This window comes from Deltaproteobacteria bacterium, assembly GCA_020848905.1.
Lineage (GTDB): Bacteria > Myxococcota_A > Polyangia.
This window is the reverse complement of the sequence record JADLHG010000029.1, coordinates 1-16,202: the sequence shown is the minus strand read 5'-3', so window position 1 is coordinate 16,202 and position 16,202 is coordinate 1. Positions and strand designations below refer to the sequence as shown.

Annotated in this window: 12 protein-coding genes and 2 tRNA genes; 8 read left to right on the top strand and 6 right to left on the bottom strand. The window is 70.4% G+C overall.

Annotated features, from left to right (window positions below; genetic code table 11):
- Window positions 1-18: 18 nt before the first annotated feature.
- A tRNA-Glu gene (locus IT371_11400) sits at window positions 19-90 on the bottom strand.
- Window positions 91-96: 6 nt separating this feature from the next.
- Window positions 97-167: transfer RNA gene (locus tag IT371_11395), tRNA-Gln, on the bottom strand.
- A 159-nt stretch (window positions 168-326) separates the two neighbouring features.
- Between IT371_11395 and IT371_11390 the strand changes: the two genes are divergently transcribed.
- Both IT371_11390 and IT371_11385 read left to right on the top strand, forming a co-directional pair.
- A complete protein-coding gene (locus IT371_11390) occupies window positions 327-959 on the top strand; it encodes a histidine phosphatase family protein (GenBank protein ID MCC6748257.1) in 633 nt (210 codons plus the stop codon).
- Between the two features lie 99 nt (window positions 960-1,058).
- Window positions 1,059-2,342, top strand: coding sequence for a Stp1/IreP family PP2C-type Ser/Thr phosphatase (locus tag IT371_11385; protein MCC6748256.1), 1,284 nt, complete (start codon window positions 1,059-1,061; stop codon window positions 2,340-2,342).
- Between the two features lie 37 nt (window positions 2,343-2,379).
- Here IT371_11385 and IT371_11380 read toward each other — a convergent pair whose 3' ends face one another.
- Window positions 2,380-2,958: an isochorismatase family protein gene (locus tag IT371_11380; protein MCC6748255.1), complete on the bottom strand. Its 579-nt coding sequence runs from the start codon at window positions 2,956-2,958 to the stop codon at window positions 2,380-2,382.
- Between the two features lie 40 nt (window positions 2,959-2,998).
- On the bottom strand, window positions 2,999-4,300 hold the full coding sequence (locus IT371_11375) for a response regulator (GenBank protein ID MCC6748254.1): 1,302 nt from the start codon (window positions 4,298-4,300) through the stop codon (window positions 2,999-3,001).
- Between the two features lie 126 nt (window positions 4,301-4,426).
- Between IT371_11375 and IT371_11370 the strand changes: the two genes are divergently transcribed.
- Window positions 4,427-5,575, top strand: coding sequence for a glycosyltransferase family 4 protein (locus tag IT371_11370; GenBank protein ID MCC6748253.1), 1,149 nt, complete (start codon window positions 4,427-4,429; stop codon window positions 5,573-5,575).
- The gene (locus IT371_11365; protein ID MCC6748252.1) at window positions 5,572-6,288 is read left to right on the top strand and encodes a class I SAM-dependent methyltransferase; all 717 of its coding nucleotides are present in this window, start codon (window positions 5,572-5,574) and stop codon (window positions 6,286-6,288) included. Before IT371_11370 ends, IT371_11365 begins: the two co-directional genes overlap by 4 nt.
- Window positions 6,289-6,292: 4 nt before the next feature.
- On the opposite strand, the gene IT371_11360 is transcribed toward IT371_11365, so the two are convergent.
- On the bottom strand, window positions 6,293-8,494 hold the full coding sequence (locus IT371_11360) for a hypothetical protein (protein ID MCC6748251.1): 2,202 nt from the start codon (window positions 8,492-8,494) through the stop codon (window positions 6,293-6,295).
- 2 nt (window positions 8,495-8,496) lie between these two features.
- Window positions 8,497-10,302, bottom strand: coding sequence for a tetratricopeptide repeat protein (locus IT371_11355; protein ID MCC6748250.1), 1,806 nt, complete (start codon window positions 10,300-10,302; stop codon window positions 8,497-8,499).
- A gap of 50 nt (window positions 10,303-10,352) precedes the next feature.
- Between IT371_11355 and IT371_11350 the strand changes: the two genes are divergently transcribed.
- The 4 genes from IT371_11350 to IT371_11335 form a co-directional block, all read left to right on the top strand.
- The gene (locus IT371_11350) at window positions 10,353-12,059 is read left to right on the top strand and encodes a hypothetical protein (GenBank protein MCC6748249.1); all 1,707 of its coding nucleotides are present in this window, start codon (window positions 10,353-10,355) and stop codon (window positions 12,057-12,059) included.
- Window positions 12,056-14,302 (top strand): hypothetical protein, encoded by a 2,247-nt coding sequence (locus tag IT371_11345; protein ID MCC6748248.1) that lies wholly within the window; start codon window positions 12,056-12,058, stop codon window positions 14,300-14,302. Before IT371_11350 ends, IT371_11345 begins: the two co-directional genes overlap by 4 nt.
- A gap of 68 nt (window positions 14,303-14,370) precedes the next feature.
- Entirely contained in the window at window positions 14,371-15,726 is a 1,356-nt protein-coding gene (locus IT371_11340; GenBank protein ID MCC6748247.1) for a sigma-54-dependent Fis family transcriptional regulator, read from the top strand.
- Between the two features lie 262 nt (window positions 15,727-15,988).
- Window positions 15,989-16,202, top strand: a 214-nt coding sequence (locus IT371_11335) for a pilin (GenBank protein ID MCC6748246.1), incomplete at its 3' end; no start/stop codon positions are given.

The following is a 16,202-nucleotide window of genomic DNA, read 5'->3' as shown; positions in this document are numbered from 1 at the left end:
CTCCGCTGTCCCCTCGAATGACCCCAGCGGGACTTGAACCCGCGATTTCGGCGTGAGAGGCCGACGTCCTAACCACTAGACTATGGGGCCAAAGAGTTCGGGGACTAGGATTCGAACCTAGATAGCAGGAACCAGAATCCTGCGTCCTGCCGTTAGACGATCCCCGAACAACTTCTTCGACCGCTATTATCTCAGGGCGGCAACGGTGTCAATACTTGCAGCCGCGGTTGACGCGTCCTCGTCCGAGGACTAGATATGCTGGTCCGTGCGGCGGTGTCACGAGGGGCATTCCCGAGGGCCGCGCAGTGCCGGAACGAGGGCTTCCCGTGTTCATCAACATCTTCCTCGTGCGGAGCGGCGAGACGACCTGGCGAGCCCAGGGGCGTCTGCTCGGGCGTCGCGACATGGGCCTGTCCCCGGCGGGACACACCCAGGCGCAGGCCGCGGCCGCGGCTCTCGCGGGCCTGGAGGTCTCCGAGGTTCTCTCGAGCCCGCTCTCGCGCGCCGTCCAGACGGCAGAGTACTTCTCGGAGCAACATCGCATCCAGATCGCGCGCGACCAGCGGCTCACCGACCTCGACGTGGGGTCGTGGGAGGGAAGGTTCCTGCGCGACGCCTGGGAGAACGACGAATTCCGACAGAGCCTGACCGACGAGCGCACGACCCCCGCCGTCGAGCGGCTCGAGGCGGTGCGCGCGCGGGTGGTGGCCTCCGTGGAGCAGGCCGTCGCCGACAACCCGGTGGCCACGAACTTGATCCTCGTCAGCCACGCCGCTCCTCTGCGCATCCTGCTCGCGCATTACCTGGGCATGCCCCTCGGTCATTTCCATCGACTGCGGGTCAGCCCCGGGGCGGTCTCCGTGCTGCGCTTCGAGTCCGACCTCCAGCGCATGCGCGTCCTCGCCGTGAACTGGGCGGCCCCCGTGACGGAGATCATCGCGCCGCGGCGGGCGGTCTAGCTTCCCCGTCGGCGGCGGCCCCAATCCTCCCCCTATCGCCCCGCCATCCCCGTTGTTTCGTGCGGCATTCCTGGGTATCGTCGCCCGGCGGAGGACAAGGTGCGCATCGAATACTGGGCTGCCACCGACCAGGGGAAGCAGCGCGACCACAACGAGGACAACTTCCTCGTCGACCGCAGTCACAAGCTCTTCGTGGTGGCGGACGGGATGGGCGGACACGCCGCGGGCGAGGTGGCGTCGAGCCTCTGCGTCCATCGCGTGAAGGAAGCCGTGGCGGCCAACGCCGACCTCATCGCACGCTTCGGGCGCGGCGAAGGCGTCGACCGAAACGAGATCCTGCGCATGCTCGAGCATGCGGTCCAGGCGGCCTGCTCGGCCATCTACGAGCGCGCGCAGCGCCAGCCCGAGAAGCGCGGGATGGGGACCACCTGCTCGCTCCTGCTGCTGGTCGAGCGGCGCGGCTTCATCGCGCACGTGGGGGACAGCCGCATCTACCTCATGCGGCAAGGGCAGGTGCACCAGCTCTCGGACGACCACTCCCTCGTCAACGAACTCGTTCGTCGAGGGAAGCTGAAGCTGGAGGAGATCGATAGCTCTCCCTACAAGGACTACAAGAACGCGGTCACACGTGCCGTCGGGGTCTACGAGTCCGTCGACGTCGACACGCTGGATTTCGACGTCCTGCCGGGGGATCAGTTCCTGCTCTGCTCGGACGGGCAGCACGCCTACCTGGACGACGAGAAGATCGCGACCGTCATGGCCACGCCGGAGGCCACCGACGTCAAGGAGGTCACCAAGGCCTTCATCCAGCTCGCGAACGACGGCGGAGGGCACGACAACATCACCTCGGTGGTCGTCCGCGTTGCCGAGACGGAGAAGGAGAAGGAACGCGCCAAGGAGGTCTCGCTCAAGATCGAGGTCCTGAAGAAGATGCCCATCTTCCGGCACCTCAACTACAAGGAGCTGGTCCGGGTGATGAACCTGACCGAGGTGCGGGACTACGCCGACCAGGACCTCATCATTCGCGAGGGGGCGGAGGCCGACGAGCTCTTCATCGTGCTGGACGGGAAGGTCCGGCTATTCAAGGACGAGACCTTCATCACCTACTTCCAGCGCGGCGACCACTTCGGCGAGATGGCGATGGTGGACCGGTCTCTGCGGAGCGCGAGCGGCGCGGCGGAGGGGCGCGCCCGGCTGCTCGTGATGCGGCGCCAGGACTTCATGGACATCATCAAGAACGAGCCGAGACTCTCGGTGAAGTTGCTCTGGAGCTTCGTGCAGGTGATGGCTGAGCGGTTGCGCAAGACGACGGCGGACCTCTCGGGCGTCCGGATGGCCGAGTCGTTGCCGGATCTGACCGAAGAGATCAAGTTCGAGGAGTAGCGGGCTCCGAGCGCGGCCCCCGCCGCGAGGCCGCGCTCTACCGCACGATCCGCGACAGCATCTTGAAGGCGTCGGTGCCGGCCTGCTTGAGCAGGTCGAAGATCACGACCTCCGTGCTCGTCACGACGGCGTCGGAGCGCTGCATCAGCTGCAACCCCACCTCCCAGTTCGCCATGGTGCGAGAGACCGCCGCGTCGCGCGGGACGTGGACGTCGTAGCCCTGGCTGCGGAGCGTGCGGGCCGTCTGGAAGACGCAGATGTGCGTCTCCATGCCTGCCAGCACCCACTGGGTTCGCCCGCTCTGCTTGACCCACGCATCGAAGGGGCCGAGGCGCGCGCAGCTGAACTGCACTTTCTCGAAGAAGAAGACGCGCTCGCGGGGGAGGCGGAGCACCGCCTCTGCTACCACGGGGAGGGTCCGGCCGAGGCCGGTCGGGTACTGCTCGCTGACCACCACGGGAAGGTCGAGAACGCGCGCGGTCTCGATCAGGTTGAGCCAGTTTCGCAGCGTGCCCTTGAGCACCTTCTCGGGCATCGCCGCCGCGAGCTTCTCCTGGATGTCGATCAGGCAGACGCCCGTACGGTCGGTGAAGAGTTCGCAGCAGACCTGAGGCATACGGCACCCCGCTGGACGGTTAGGAGGCTGGCCAGCCTCCTTACTTCGCGCGCTTCTCGATCAGGCGGTCCAGTTCCTGGCGAATGATCGACTCCGCCAGGTCCGGGACCACCTCCCACACGATGCGCTCGATGACCTCCTTGCTGAGCTTCACGACCGCTTCGTAGACGGCGGGGTCGATATCTCCACGACGCTCGACCGCCGTCACTGGAGCCGCGGGAGCGGGCCTCTGGGCGGCAGGCGTCGCGTGCGGGAGCGGCATGCCGGAGGGAGGCGCCGGGAGCTCGCCCCGGACACCCATGAGGGTGCGGCCGGGTCGGGCCTCGCGGGTCGCCTCGATGACGGCACCGGCTCTCGCGCCGGTGGAGGGCGAGGTGAAGTCGGGGAGCGACTCCGCGGGCATCGGCGGAGGAGGCTCGGCGTCGATCTCGATCTCCATCTCCGCGGCGCCGGCTGAAGCGGAGGCCATGGGCGGCGGCGCGGCAGGTCTGCCGCCGGGCATCGGGCCCGCGGACGGGGCCGGGCGCGAGTACGGCGCGGCCACGGGGGACGACGGGGGCCGGGGGCTCACGGGAGCCGAGGGACGTGCGGTGTGGGCCGCAGCCGGAGGGGCCGAGGGGATCGGTCGAGCCGCCGGCGGTGGCGCCCCGGGCGAGGAGGCCGCCGCCGGTCGAAGCGGCGTGACCGGCCGGGCCGGCGCCGCGAGCGGGGTCGACGGTGCGGTCGGGGTTCGCCCCAAGGCCGGGGCCGGCGGAGCTGCGGACGGTGCAGGAGCGGGCGCCGGCATGCTCGGCCGCGAGGGGACCGACGAGATCGGCGCCGTGCCGCGCGGAACCGCCCCAGCGGGTCGAGCCGCCGCCGGATGCGGCGCTGCCGCGGGGGCGGGCCTGGCCGCGGAGGGAACCGTCTCGATCACGATGTCCTCAGCGGCGATCGGTGAGCTCAGGGACTCGACGGGACCCATCGGCTGACGCGAGGCTCTCGCCACGGTGAGGTTGCGCACCTTGTCGATGAGGGCTTGCGTCTCGAAGGGTTTGGCGAGCTCGCCGTCGGCCCCTACCGCGCGAGCCTTCGCGTCGTCGAACGCCGCCCCTGCGCCGTGCAGGAGCAGGACCGGTGTCCCCACCTGCTCGCGTTTCAGCGCGGAACAGAGGTCGTACCCGTTCTTGCCCGGCATGGAGAGGTCGGCGAGCACGATGTCCGGACTCATCTCGCGAGCCCGGGCCAGCGCTTCGTCGATCGTCGAGACCGCGGTCACCGTGAAGTCCTCCGCCGCGAAGGTCATCTCCACGATTCGCTGCATGGTGACGCTGTCTTCGGCGAGCAGGATCTTCTTCGCCATCCGGACCTCCGCAGCCGCGTGACGTTTCCAACTGCCTAACACGCAGGCCTGTGATCGTCAAGAATAACCACGGACTTGTGCGTGTTGGGGCAGCTGCGGTAGAGAGTGCGGCGAAGGGTTTCGCAGATGCGCGACGGTCTCCAGCGTCCCACGGTCCTGATGGTCTCGAAGCCCGTCGCACCGCCGTGGAACGACAGCAGCAAGAACCTGGTGAAGGATCTCGCGCGCGCGGGGCGACGCTTCGGCTACCGGGTGCTCACGCCTTCGGACTATCGGCTCGAGGGCCCGGGGATCGTGAGCGAACCGCTCTACCGCGGAGGGGGGGCCCACACCCCTGCCCTCGTGCAGAACCTTCGCGTGATGGGACGCCTTCTGCGGTCGGATGATTCGGCGCTGACGCACTTCTTCTTCGCACCGAACCCCAAGGCCTCGCTCGCCGCACGCCTCTGTCTGCGCCTCCGCTCGCGCCGGACGGTCCAGACGGTCTGTTCCACGCCGCAGTCGTTCGCGCGGCCCGATCGGCTGCTCTTCGCCGACCGCGTCGTGGTGCTCTCCCGGCACACCGAGTCGTCCTTCCTTGCCGCGGGGGTGGCGCCGTCGCGCCTGCGCGTCATCCCGCCCGGGATCGAGCTCCCCGACCCGCCGACCGAGGACGAGCGGCTGCGCACGCGGCGACGGTTCGGGCTGCCGGTGGGGAAGCCGGTGGTGATCTACCCGGGGGACTACCAGTTCTCGGATGCGGCGGAGACGGTCGCGCGCGCCGCGCTTCAGCTCGGGGACCTGGAGGCGCACGTCGTCTTCGCCTGCCGGATCAAGCAGGAGGCCTCGCGCAGCAAGGAAGCCGAGATCCGGGGCCTTCTGGCGGAGCACGGCGGCCTCGCACGAGCGCTGCTGCTGAACGACGTGCCGGACATCCTGGCGCTGATCGCGGCGTGCGACCTGTGCGTGCTGCCCGCGGAGTCGCTCTACGCGAAAATGGATCTCCCCCTCGTGCTCCTCGAGGCCCTGGCCCTGCGCGTCCCCATCGTAGTGGCCGACGTGCCACCGCTGAACGAGGTGCTCGTCGGCGACGTGGGCGCCGCCGTTCCCCCGCGCGATCCGGCCGCCCTGGCCCAGACGGTCCGGACGCTGCTCGCTAACGAGGACGCGCGTCGACGGATGGGCGAGCGAGGACGCCTCGCCGTCCAGAGCCACTTCGGCATCGCCCGTGTGGCAGAGTTACACGAAGAGCTCTACGAGGAGCTCCTTCAGACCGCTGTACGAGGATCAGGATGACCACGGAGCTGCGTTCGAAGAGCTATTACGATCACTTCAGCGAGGTGTACGAGCGCCGGCGCCACGAGGGGTACCACGTCCTCATCGACGAGCTCGAGGTGCGCGTCGCCGAACCCTACTGCGGCGGACGCGTGCTCGAAGCGGGGTGCGGGACCGGCCTCATCTTGAAGCGCCTCGCACCGGGCGCACAGCAGGCGGTGGGGATCGATCTCTCGTCGGGGATGCTGAGCGGTGCCCGGCGGCGCGGGCTCTCGGTCCTGCAGGGGAGCGTGGAACACCTGCCCTTCCCCGACGAGCACTTCGACGCAGTGGTGAGCTTCAAGGTGCTGGCCCACGTGCCGAACATCCGGGGCGCGCTGGCCGAGTTCGCCCGCGTGACGCGGCCCGGCGGGCATCTGGTGCTCGAGTTCTACAACCGCCGCAGCCTGCGACACCTCATCAAGCGCGTGAAGCGCCCGACGCGCGTGGGCAGCGCGTACACCGACGACGATGTGTTCACGCGCTACGACACGATCGAGGAGATCAAGGCGTACCTCCCGCGGGGGATCCACCTCCACGCGGTCCGTGGCGTGCGGGTGGTCACCCCCGTGTCGCACGTCCACGACCTCCCCGTCGTGCGTTCGGTCTTTGCGGCAGCGGAGCGCCTGGCCTCGGATGCACCGGTGCTGCGCGGCCTCGGGGGCTTCCTGATCGTCGTGCTTCGTAAGGAGTAGCTGCCTACCGCTTCCGCGCGTCGTACGACTGCCGCACCTGTCGCTCGAGCTGCTCGAGTCCCCCTTCGTTGCCGAAACGCGTACGGGCGTCGCGCACCACGCGGAGAGCCCCGACGAGGTCCCCACCGGCGGCGAGCTCGAGCGCGAGCATGGCCCGGGCCGCTCGATCGTTCGGATCCAGCGCGATGAGGCGCTCCAGGTGACCGCGCACCCGCAGCGGAGCGCGCAGGAGCACGTAGAGCTCGCCCAGCAGCCGGTGCACCTGCGGGTCCGAGGCAGGCGTCGCGGTCCCGTGATACCCGAGGCGTCGGAGGGCCTGGATCCGGGGTACCGCCTGGTCGAGCGCGCCGAGGAGCGACGAGGTCGCCTCGGCGTCGGGCTCCAGGTCGCGTGCCCGCCGGGCGAGCCTCTGCGCCGCCTCCAGCTCGAGGGCCCGCGCGTGCGCGATGGCCATGGTGATGTTCGTGGCGAGCGCGTCCGGACTCCGCCGCAGGGCCTCCTTGAGGGCCGCGAGGGCCTCCGCATCCCGTCCGAGCCAGCTCAGCGCCGAGCCCCGCAGCGCGTGGAGGTCCACCCAGGCCTTGGTGAGGCGTTCGTGGACCATGGGGCTGTCGACCATCACGACCATCGTGACCTTCCCGATCCGGAGGGTGACTCGGCGCGCGGGATCCTTCGTATCCTTGGCCAGGTGGATCAGTCGCCCGGTGAAGGCCACCACCTCCTCGAGAAAGGCGCGGTCGAGCCCCCCCGAGCCCCGCATGCGCAGGTCCACGAGCCGGAGGAGCATCTCGAGGGGACGCCCCTCCTTCGGCTCGTAGCGGGTCCAGTTCTGGAAGGCCATCGCGAGCCAGCGTTCCGCTTCGCGGTAGCGCCCCTTGTTCACGAGCGCCGCGGCGAGAGACTCCTCGGCCACGGGGTTCCCCGGGCTACTCTCGGCGGTCGCCTGCCAGAAGCGCAGGTTGTCGGTGTAGTCGCCGGCACGAACGTGCGCCGTGACGCCCCAGGTGGCCACGACGAGGACCAGGACCCCGAAGAGCAGCGGGCGCAGGCGACGCGACGCGAGCGCGAGGCCCGCCCCGACGAGAAGCCCGACCCCGAGGAGGGGGAGGTAGAGGAAGCGGTCGGCGACGAGCACGTTGAGCCGGAGGGGGATGACGTTCGAGACCGGGGCGAGGGCTGCGCCCGCCACGACGAGCGCCCACGCCACCTTCGGGTAGCGGCGTCGCGCGAGCCAGATGGCCGCGGCGCCCCCGACGAGGATCGCGCCTCCGAGGGCGAGGATGGGCCAGCTCGGGGTGCGGGCGGTGGCGTACGCGGCGTGCTGGACGCTGGGCTGGTAGGGGTTCACCACCAGGAGCGCGTAGCGACCGACGGTCTCGAGGACCGTCATGGCCCAGTGGCCGAGGGGGGAGGGGTCCTGGGGCCCGACGAGCTTGCGCTGGAGAAGGAGCCGCAGCACGACGTACACGAGGGTGATGGCGACGAGCGGGAGATGAACCTGCTTCGCGTTGCGCCAGAAACGGGCGCGCTCTCCCCGGCTCACGAGGAGCAGGTCGAGCAGCGGCACCATCAAGGCCAGGGAGATCGCGGTTTCCTTACAGAGGACGGCTGCGGCGTAGAAGAGCCAGGCGAGGGCGAGGCGCACCCCCCTCCCCCTCTCTGCCGCGAGACTGTCCCAGTACAGCACGACGGCCGGGATGAAGAAGATGGCCATCAAGACGTCGGTTCGTCCGGAGATCCAGGTGACGGCCTCGGAGCGGCTGGGGTGCAGGGCGAAGACCAGGAGCGCCGCGGTCGCCGCCAGGGGGTCGGCCGGAAAGAGGCGCCGCACGAGCAGGAAGGCCAGCCCCACGGCGACCAGGTGGGCGAGCAGGTTGGTCAGGTGGTAACCCCACGGCTTGAGACCGTAGAGCCAGTAGTCCGCCATGTAGGTCAGCGTGACGAGCGGCCGATAGTAGATGTTGGTCTTCGAGCGCGTGTCGAGGTCGGTCGAGACCATGCCCACGTCCCAGAAGGTGGACGAGAGGTTGCGACCGATATAGCGAGTATTCTTGATATAGCGGTTTTGCACGACCAGCGCGACGTCGTCCCAGATGAAGGTACCCTCGAGCGAGCGGGCGTAGCTGAGGGCCGTGAGCACGAGGGCCGCCAGCAGCACGGCGAGGCGTCGACGGGGCGAGAAAGCGGGGTCTGGGGGCGTGTGCATGGTCAGGTCGCTCCCCGGGCCAGACGCGCAACCCAGGCGCGGGCGACGGGGTGGTCGGGGTTCAGCCGGAGCACGCGGTCGAGCGCCTTGCGGCCCGCGGGGCGGTCGCCGCGCCGGAGACTCGCCTCCGCCAGGAGCATCCAGGTGCGAGCGCTCTGCGGATCCTCACGTGCGAGTCGCTTCAGGCGCTCGTGACCCACGGCGACGCGCCCGGAGCTGAGCTCGTACGCGGCGAGGTTGCGTTCCGCAGTCACGTGCGGTGGCACGAGGTGCGCCCGCGGGGGCGCCCAGGCGTAGACCTCCATCACCTCGGGAACGGGGTGCGCGACGAAGAGCGGTTCGACGTTGTCGAGCTCGAGCCAGCTCCGGAGGAGCGCGAGGTGCGTCACCTTCTCTCGCCCGAAGATGCGGTGGAGCTGTTCGAAGTAGTCCGGTTTGCCCATGTGGCGCACGATCTCCGGCGAGACGAGGCCCGCCAGGTCCACGATGCGTCGCTGGGAGTAGTAGCCGACGGCGCCGACGTCGTGCGCGGCGACTACGGCTCCCGGGGGCGTGTGCGCGGCGATCCATCGCCCCGTCCGTTCGTGCCGTTGATAGTGATAGTGGCAGTAGTAGCGGTACTCGGTGACCGCGAGCGCCACTCCCTGCGCATGGAGGACGCAGGCCACGACCAGCACGGCACCGAGGCTGACCGGGAGCGCCCGACCGGCGAGGGCGGGGGCGCGCCGACGCACCCAGGCCAGCGCCTGTCGCAGCCCGCCGAGGCTCAGGATGGCCAGCGCGGGCAAGGCGGGCACGAGGTAGCGCTCGAAGCGGTGGGCGAAGGGGAGCAGCGCGAGATAGGCGAGCGGAAGCCCGAGGCCGAAGGCAGCTTCGTCGGCCAGCGGGGCCTCGCGGCGCCCGAGGAGCTGGCCGCCGGTGACCGCCCCTGCGACGAGCGCGAAGGGCATCAGCAGCAGCCACCCGTGTCCCAGAAGGAAGCTCTGGAGTTGGCCGGTGACGAACTCGCCCCTCGACTTCGCCGCGTAGAGCGCCGTCTTCGCGGCGAAGGTGTTGGGCAGGAGCTCGCGACCGAGACTGAAGTTGAAGAGGCCGTAACCGATCACCAGCAGAGAGAGGGGGACCCAGGGCAGGAGCCGCGAGCGCGCGTCGAAGACCGTGTCCGCCGGCCGGCGCAGCCAGGCGAAAAGGTCGCGCAGGCCGAACCCGAGCGCGAGCACCAGCCCGTCCGGTCGCACCCAGACCGCGAGTCCCACCGCGAGCCCCCAGCTCCAGCCACGAGGCGCCTGGCGCGCGCAGAAGGCCCAGGCCACGAGCAGCAAGAAGAGCGAGGTCTCCATCCCCGAGACGGTCAGGATGCCGACACGACGGTCGAGCGCGACCAGGAGCAGCGCGCCCAGCGCCCACGCGGCGCTACCGAGGCTGCGCGAGGCCCAGCGGGCGAAGAGGATCAAGAACCCGAGGTGGAAGGCGATCCCTAGCGCGTAGCTCAGCAGCTTCTCGTCGCTCGTCGCGCCGAAGCCTGCCGCGAGGAGCAGGGTATAGAGCGGCGCCGTGGATCCGGCGGTCGCGGGATCCCCGGGGAAGTAGGCGAAGCTCCGGTGCTGGTGTAGGGTGCGAGCGTAGGTCAGGTGGATCCACGGGTCGTCGAGCGGAAAACCGTGCACTCCGTTGGCGGCGCGCGCGTGGAAGACCAGCCCGAGTGGCAGGGCTGCCCCGACGAGCAGCGCGGCCGGGACGAGCAGGCGGGCGAAACGTCGCTCGCCCTTCGACAACGAGCCGGTGCGGCTATCGGGCGCGCTAGACATGGGCGAGGGTGCAGGCGACGAAGGTAACACGTCGCCGCGAAGGATGCGACGTGAGCCCAGGGGATCCGCGGGAGGAGCAGGTCGGGCGGCCGCCGACGCGTAGCGGACGCGGCGCCGGGTGGTGGCTCGCACTCGCGCTCCTCCTCGCGGCGACGGGCCTTCTCTTCGCGCGCGTGAGCGGCTTCCGTTTTCTCAAGTGGGATGATCCGATCTATGTGACCGATCGGGCAGAGGTGCGCGCGGTGGCCGCCGGCGAGGCGGGGGCGTGGCGAGCCCTGCTCTCGCCGAGGCGCGCGCTCGAGGGGCGGTTCTGGGAGTACTTCCCGCTTCGCGACCTGAGCTACGCCATGGATGCAGCGGCGGCAGGTCCTGAGCTGCCGGCAGCCCCTTTCCATCGCACGAATCTGCTGCTCCACCTCGCAACCGTCGCGCTGCTGGCGCTGCTCGGCCGCCTCCTCGGCCTCTCCCCTCTCGCGGCGGTGGGGAGCGCCGCGTTCTTCGGCGTCCATCCGCTCACCGTGGAGCCGGTGGCCTGGGTGACGGGTCGCAAGGACCTCCTGTGCGCGCTGTTCGTGCTCGCCGCCCTGGCGGCGCTCGCCGCGTATCACCGGCGCCCCGGGCGTCGAGGGACCCTCTGGCTCGGCGTCTCGCTCCTCGCGGCGCTGGCCGCCCTGGCAAGCAAGGGCCCGGGGGTCATCGTGGCGGTTCTCTGTCCGTGGCTGGCCTTCAGCCTACGCCCTCGCCTTTTCCGAGACCGGCGCGTCGCCGGCGCGCTCCTCCTCATCGCCCTCGCGAGCGCCGCAGCCCTGACCTTCGCCGTCGTCGTCGGACGAAGAAGCGGGGTCATCGGGCTCCACGATCTCGGGCTCGGCGAACGGCTTCTTCGAGCGGCGGGGAGCCCCTTGCACGCGGTGTCTCAGATCGTCGGGCCCATCGAGCTCTCCCCCGTCTACACACTCTGGCCCGCTTCGGCGCTGCTGGATCCCTTCACCTGGGGGAGCGTGCTGCTCGGGGGGCTCGGCGTGGCTCTTGCCGTTCGCTTCCGCATCCGCCCGCCTCTGGCCCTGCCGCTCGGGCTCCTCGGCTGTTTTCTCCTCGCCCTGCTGCCGACCTCGGGGATCCTCCCCGTGAGCCAGCTCCGAGCGGACCGCTTCCTCTACCTTCCCCTCGCCTTCGCCGCCCTCCTCGGCGGCTGCGGGGTCTCCTGGCTGGTCCGTCGTGTTCGCGCCGTGGCGCTCGCACCGATCCTGCTCCTCCCTCTCTTCGCGTTCGGTACGCACCGTTATCTCGAGACGTGGCGCGACGACGTCGCGCTCTGGCGCGGCGTGCTCGCGCACGACGCGGATCACCCGGTAGCCAACGGCGCGCTCGGCGCCCTCGCGCTCGAGCAAGGAGAGCTCGAGCTGGCGGACCGGCTCCTGCGCCGCTCGCTGGCGCGGGCCCCGAATCTACCGACCACCTGGGTCAACCACGGCCGCCTGCTGCGCCTGCGCGCCAGCCCGGGAGGCCCGCGCGTGGGAGGCGGCGACCCCGGGGCCCTCCTCCGCGAGGCCGGGGCAGCGCAGCGGCGCGCCCTCGCCCTGGATCCCCGTCACGCCTCCGCGGAGCACGAACTCGGCTTGCTCGCGCTCGAGCGAGGCGATGCCTCCTCGGCGCTGACGCACCTCCAGCGCTGCCTCTCGCTTCCGCGCTGTCCGCGCACGGCAGCCGACCTGGCGACTCGGGCCCGCCGGGACGCGCGCGGGACCCCCCCGTGACCGAGCTCGAGACAGGGGCTCCCGGGCCGCGGATGCTGCCGCGGCTCGTCGGGACGGTCGCCGGACTCACCGGGGTCTTCCTGCTCGCCGTGGCCGTCCGCTGCGTGGGCTTTCCGGCGCTCGGACCGCCGGAGCACTTCAGCCTCATCGACCCGGACGACTACTATCACGCGCGACGGATCGGGATCGCCCTTCGGCACCTGCCCTCCTTGCCGCCGCGCCACGATCCGCTGATCGCCCATCCGGAGGGCTACGCGCTCCACTGGCCGCCCGGCTTCGACTACCTGGTCGCCCTCCTCGCGCGAGCGGGCGGGGTGGGTCCCGATAGCCCCACGCTGCCCCTCGTGGGTACGGGGATCGTCGTGCTCCTCGGGGCCGCGACGGCGCTCCTCGCCTACGCCCTCGCTCGACGGGGAGGGGCGAGCCGCCCGTGGGCCGGCCTCGGGGGGCTCTTCCTGGCGCTGTCGCCGATCCACATCGAGTACACGCGTGCGGGGCGACTCGACCACCACGTGGCCGAGCCGCTCCTCATCGGTGCGGCTGCGCTGCTCCTCCTCGGTGCCCGGCGGGCGAGCACCGCGGCGGGCCATTACGCACGCGGCGCGGCGGCGGGCGCGCTCCTCGGGGCGAGCTTCTGGCTCTGGCCGAGCGCCTTCTTCCCCGTGGCGCTGCTCGCCGGAGTGCTTCTGGCCGAGCAGATCCTGCGCCCCGGCGATCCGCGACCCGGAAGGATCCTGGCCGGGGCGCTCTCGTCGACGCTTTCACTCCTCCTGCCGCTGGCCTTCGGCCATCACGCCGCCCACGGCTGGGTTTTCTATGCCCCCTCGCGCACGCACGTCGTGATCCTTGCGGCGCTACTGGTGGCCAGCTTCGGGATCTCGCTCGTTCGACGCCGGAACGGGCCCCGGCTCTCGACCGCGAAGGACGCGCTGGTCGCGTCGGGGCTCGCCGCTCTCGTGGGCGCGCTCGTGCTGCTCCTTCCCCCGGTGCGCGCCGCCGTCGTCGAGGCCTGGGCCTTCGGTCAACGGAGCGGGCTCTGGAGCCTGGTGCGCGAACAGCGGCCCCTCTTCGAGCTCCCCTGGCCGCAGATCCCACTGCTCGGCACGTACCTCGTCTTCGTCGTCCCCTTCCTCCTGCCCTTCGCCGTGCGTGCGCCGCAGGGGCTCGAGGCGCGCGGGTTCCTGGCGGCCTGCGGTGCGCCGTTGCTCGTGGTGGGGCTGCTCCAGATCCGCTTTTTGCCCCTGGCCTGGATCTTCGTCGCCCCTCTGGCTGCGCTCGCGCTCGAGCGCGTGGCCGTGCGATGCACCGAGCGCGCCCGCGGACACGCGCGCCCCTCGCTGCTCCACGCCCTCCCCTGGGTCGTCCTGCTCGGCGGCCTCTGTCTGCTCTGGCCGGTGGTCGACTACCTCGCGCACGGGCAGCACCTGCCCGGGCCGGCGCACCGTGGTCGCGATCGCGCGGCCCGCTGGCTTCGGACCCAGCACCGTGCCGACCCGCTACCGATGGGGGTCATGGTCCCGCTCAGCGCCGGTCAGCCGGTCGCCCACCTCAGCGGCCTTCCGGTGGTGGGGAGCACGCTCATCGAGCCGACCACCTGGCCGGCCAACCGCGACGCCCTCGTCTTCTACTTGACCGCGGATACGCGCGAGGCCGAGGCGCTCCTCGGACGCCGCCGCGTGGGGTGGATCCTGACCCAGGATCTCCCCCTGCGAAGCTTCGCGCGCCAGCGGGACCTCATCGGCCGCACTGCCTCGGAGCTGCTGCCGATCATCGAGTTCCAGCGCGCCGTGGCCTCCCGCCTCCACCTCGACTACGGGTCGGGAGCCTGGCTCGCAAGCCGCTGGGTGCCGGCGCTCGGGTTCGCGCAGCACGTCTGGGAGAGCCACGGCAACCTGCGCCCCGGACGCACCATGGTCTTTCGCCGCGTGCGGGGTGCCCTCGTCGAGGCCCGACTGCCGCCGAGCACGCCTGTCGAGCTGCGGCTGCCGCTCCTCACGAACCGAGGCCGACCTTTCCTCTTCCGGGATCGCCGTCGCGTGGGCTCCGAAGGAGGCGCGGTGTTCCGGCTGCCGTACCCGACCACGCGGGAGGCGGCGTTCGGCCCCGGATCTGGATCCGACCGTACGCGTGCGGTCGGGCCTGCGGTCCTCGTCTGGCCGGCCGGCCGGATCTCTTTCGAAGTGACAGCCGCCGCCGTGGAGCGCGGGGAGCGGATTCCGCTCGAGCTCCGGTCGGCACCCTGACCCCCTTCTGCTACAATGCCGCCGTGGCGCACAAGGCGAAGATCCTGGTAGTCGAAGACGAGCGCTCGATGCGGGAGTTTCTCGAGATCCTGCTCAAGCGCAACGCGTATCAGGTCCGCACCGCCGACGGCGGCGAGCTTGGCTGCGAGATCCTGACCACCGAGGAGTTCGACCTCGTGATCACGGATCTCAACATGCCCAAGGTGGGGGGCCTCGAGGTCCTGGCGGCGACGAAACGCCTGCACCCCGAGACGGAGGTCGTGATGGTCACGGCCTTCGCCACGGCGGAGACCGCCATCGCCGCCATGAAGCAGGGCGCGTACGACTACCTCACCAAGCCGTTCAAGGTGGACGAGATCCTCGTCACCGTCGAGCGCGCCCTCGAGAAGCGGGCTCTCGTCCGCGACAACGTTACCCTGCGGGCGCAGCTCAGCGATCGCTTCCACCTCGGCAGCCTCGTCGGGCGGTCGTCGGGGATCCAGCAGGTCTTCGAGCTGATCCGGAAGGTGGCGGTAACGAAGACCAGCGTGCTCATCATGGGCGAATCCGGCACGGGCAAGGAGCTCGCCGCACGCGCGATCCACGCCCACTCCGACCGCGCCGAGGGCCCATTCGTGGCGGTGAACTGCGGTGCCATCCCGGACGCCCTGCTCGAGAGCGAGCTCTTCGGGCACGTGCGGGGGGCCTTCACCGGGGCCACGAGCACGAAGGAGGGGCTCTTCGCCACCGCAAACCACGGGACCCTCTTCCTCGACGAGATCGCGGAGCTCAGCCCCGCCATGCAGGTGAAGCTCTTGCGCACGCTGCAGGAGCGCACGATCAAGCCGGTGGGCGGCGTCAGCGAGCTCCCGGTAGACGTCCGGATCGTCGCTGCCACGAACCGGAACCTCGACGAAGAGGTGGCCGCTGGGCGCTTCCGCTCGGATCTCTTCTACCGCCTGAACGTGATCCCGGTCTGCCTACCGCCGCTGCGCGAGCGACGGGCCGACGTCCCGCTGCTCGTGGAGCATTTCGTGCGGAAGTTCGCGGCGGCGCAAGGGCGCGCCATCCGCGGCGTGACCCCCGAGGCGCTCTCGCTCCTCTGCAGCTACCACTACCCTGGCAACGTGCGCGAACTCGAGAACATGATCGAGCGCGCGGTGACTCTCAGCCCGGGCGATCAACTGGATGCGTCGGCGCTCCCCGAGCTGCGCCAACGGCCAACCCTGCCGGCTGCGGGATCACCGGCGGCGCTGCCGGAGGCCGGCCTGGATCTCGACATGCACATGACGGAGATCGAGCGCGTGCTCGTGCTCCAGGCGCTCGACCGCACCGACGGGAACCGCACCGAGGCGGCCCGGCTGCTCGGCATCAGCCTGCGCTCCCTGCGCTACCGGCTGGCCAAGTTCGGCATGGAGAAGCCCGGAGCCGAAAGCCGTCCCTGACCCCAGAGAACGCCGCGCCGACGGAATTTGTCGGCCCACCTGACAAAACTTGTCCCTGGAGCGCGTCTCGTCCGAGCGCGTGCGGATCCCGCATCACGCTTTCTTCCGTGGCCGCCGGGCCTTGACCGATCGGCGCGCAGCTCGAGTCTTGGCAAGGCAATTGCTTAAGCAACCTGCGTCCGCATCGAACGGAACGAGCCACGGCGAGTGCCGAGGGCTCAGCGCAGAATCTCTCGACGAAGTGCAAGGAGGAGAGCAGACGATGTTGAGCAGACTGAAGAATCGCAAGACGGGCGGCTTCACGCTGATCGAGCTCATGATCGTGGTCGCGATCATCGGCATCCTGGCTGCGGTGGCCATCCCGGCCTTCATCAAGTACCTCAGGAAGTCGAAGACCGTGGAGGCCACCGAGGGTCTGGACAAGGTGAAGGTCGGCGCGTCGCAGTACTTCCAGGCGGACCACTACGACACGGCCG

Coding starts and splice junctions, on each gene's coding strand:
- IT371_11380 (MCC6748255.1), bottom strand. CDS start 2,958: ATGCCTCAGGTCTGCTGCGAACTCTTCACCGACCGTACGGGCGTCTGC.
- IT371_11375 (MCC6748254.1), bottom strand. CDS start 4,300: ATGGCGAAGAAGATCCTGCTCGCCGAAGACAGCGTCACCATGCAGCGA.
- IT371_11370 (MCC6748253.1), top strand. CDS start 4,427: ATGCGCGACGGTCTCCAGCGTCCCACGGTCCTGATGGTCTCGAAGCCC.
- IT371_11365 (MCC6748252.1), top strand. CDS start 5,572: ATGACCACGGAGCTGCGTTCGAAGAGCTATTACGATCACTTCAGCGAG.
- IT371_11360 (MCC6748251.1), bottom strand. CDS start 8,494: ATGCACACGCCCCCAGACCCCGCTTTCTCGCCCCGTCGACGCCTCGCC.
- IT371_11355 (MCC6748250.1), bottom strand. CDS start 10,302: ATGTCTAGCGCGCCCGATAGCCGCACCGGCTCGTTGTCGAAGGGCGAG.
- IT371_11340 (MCC6748247.1), top strand. CDS start 14,371: ATGCGGGAGTTTCTCGAGATCCTGCTCAAGCGCAACGCGTATCAGGTC.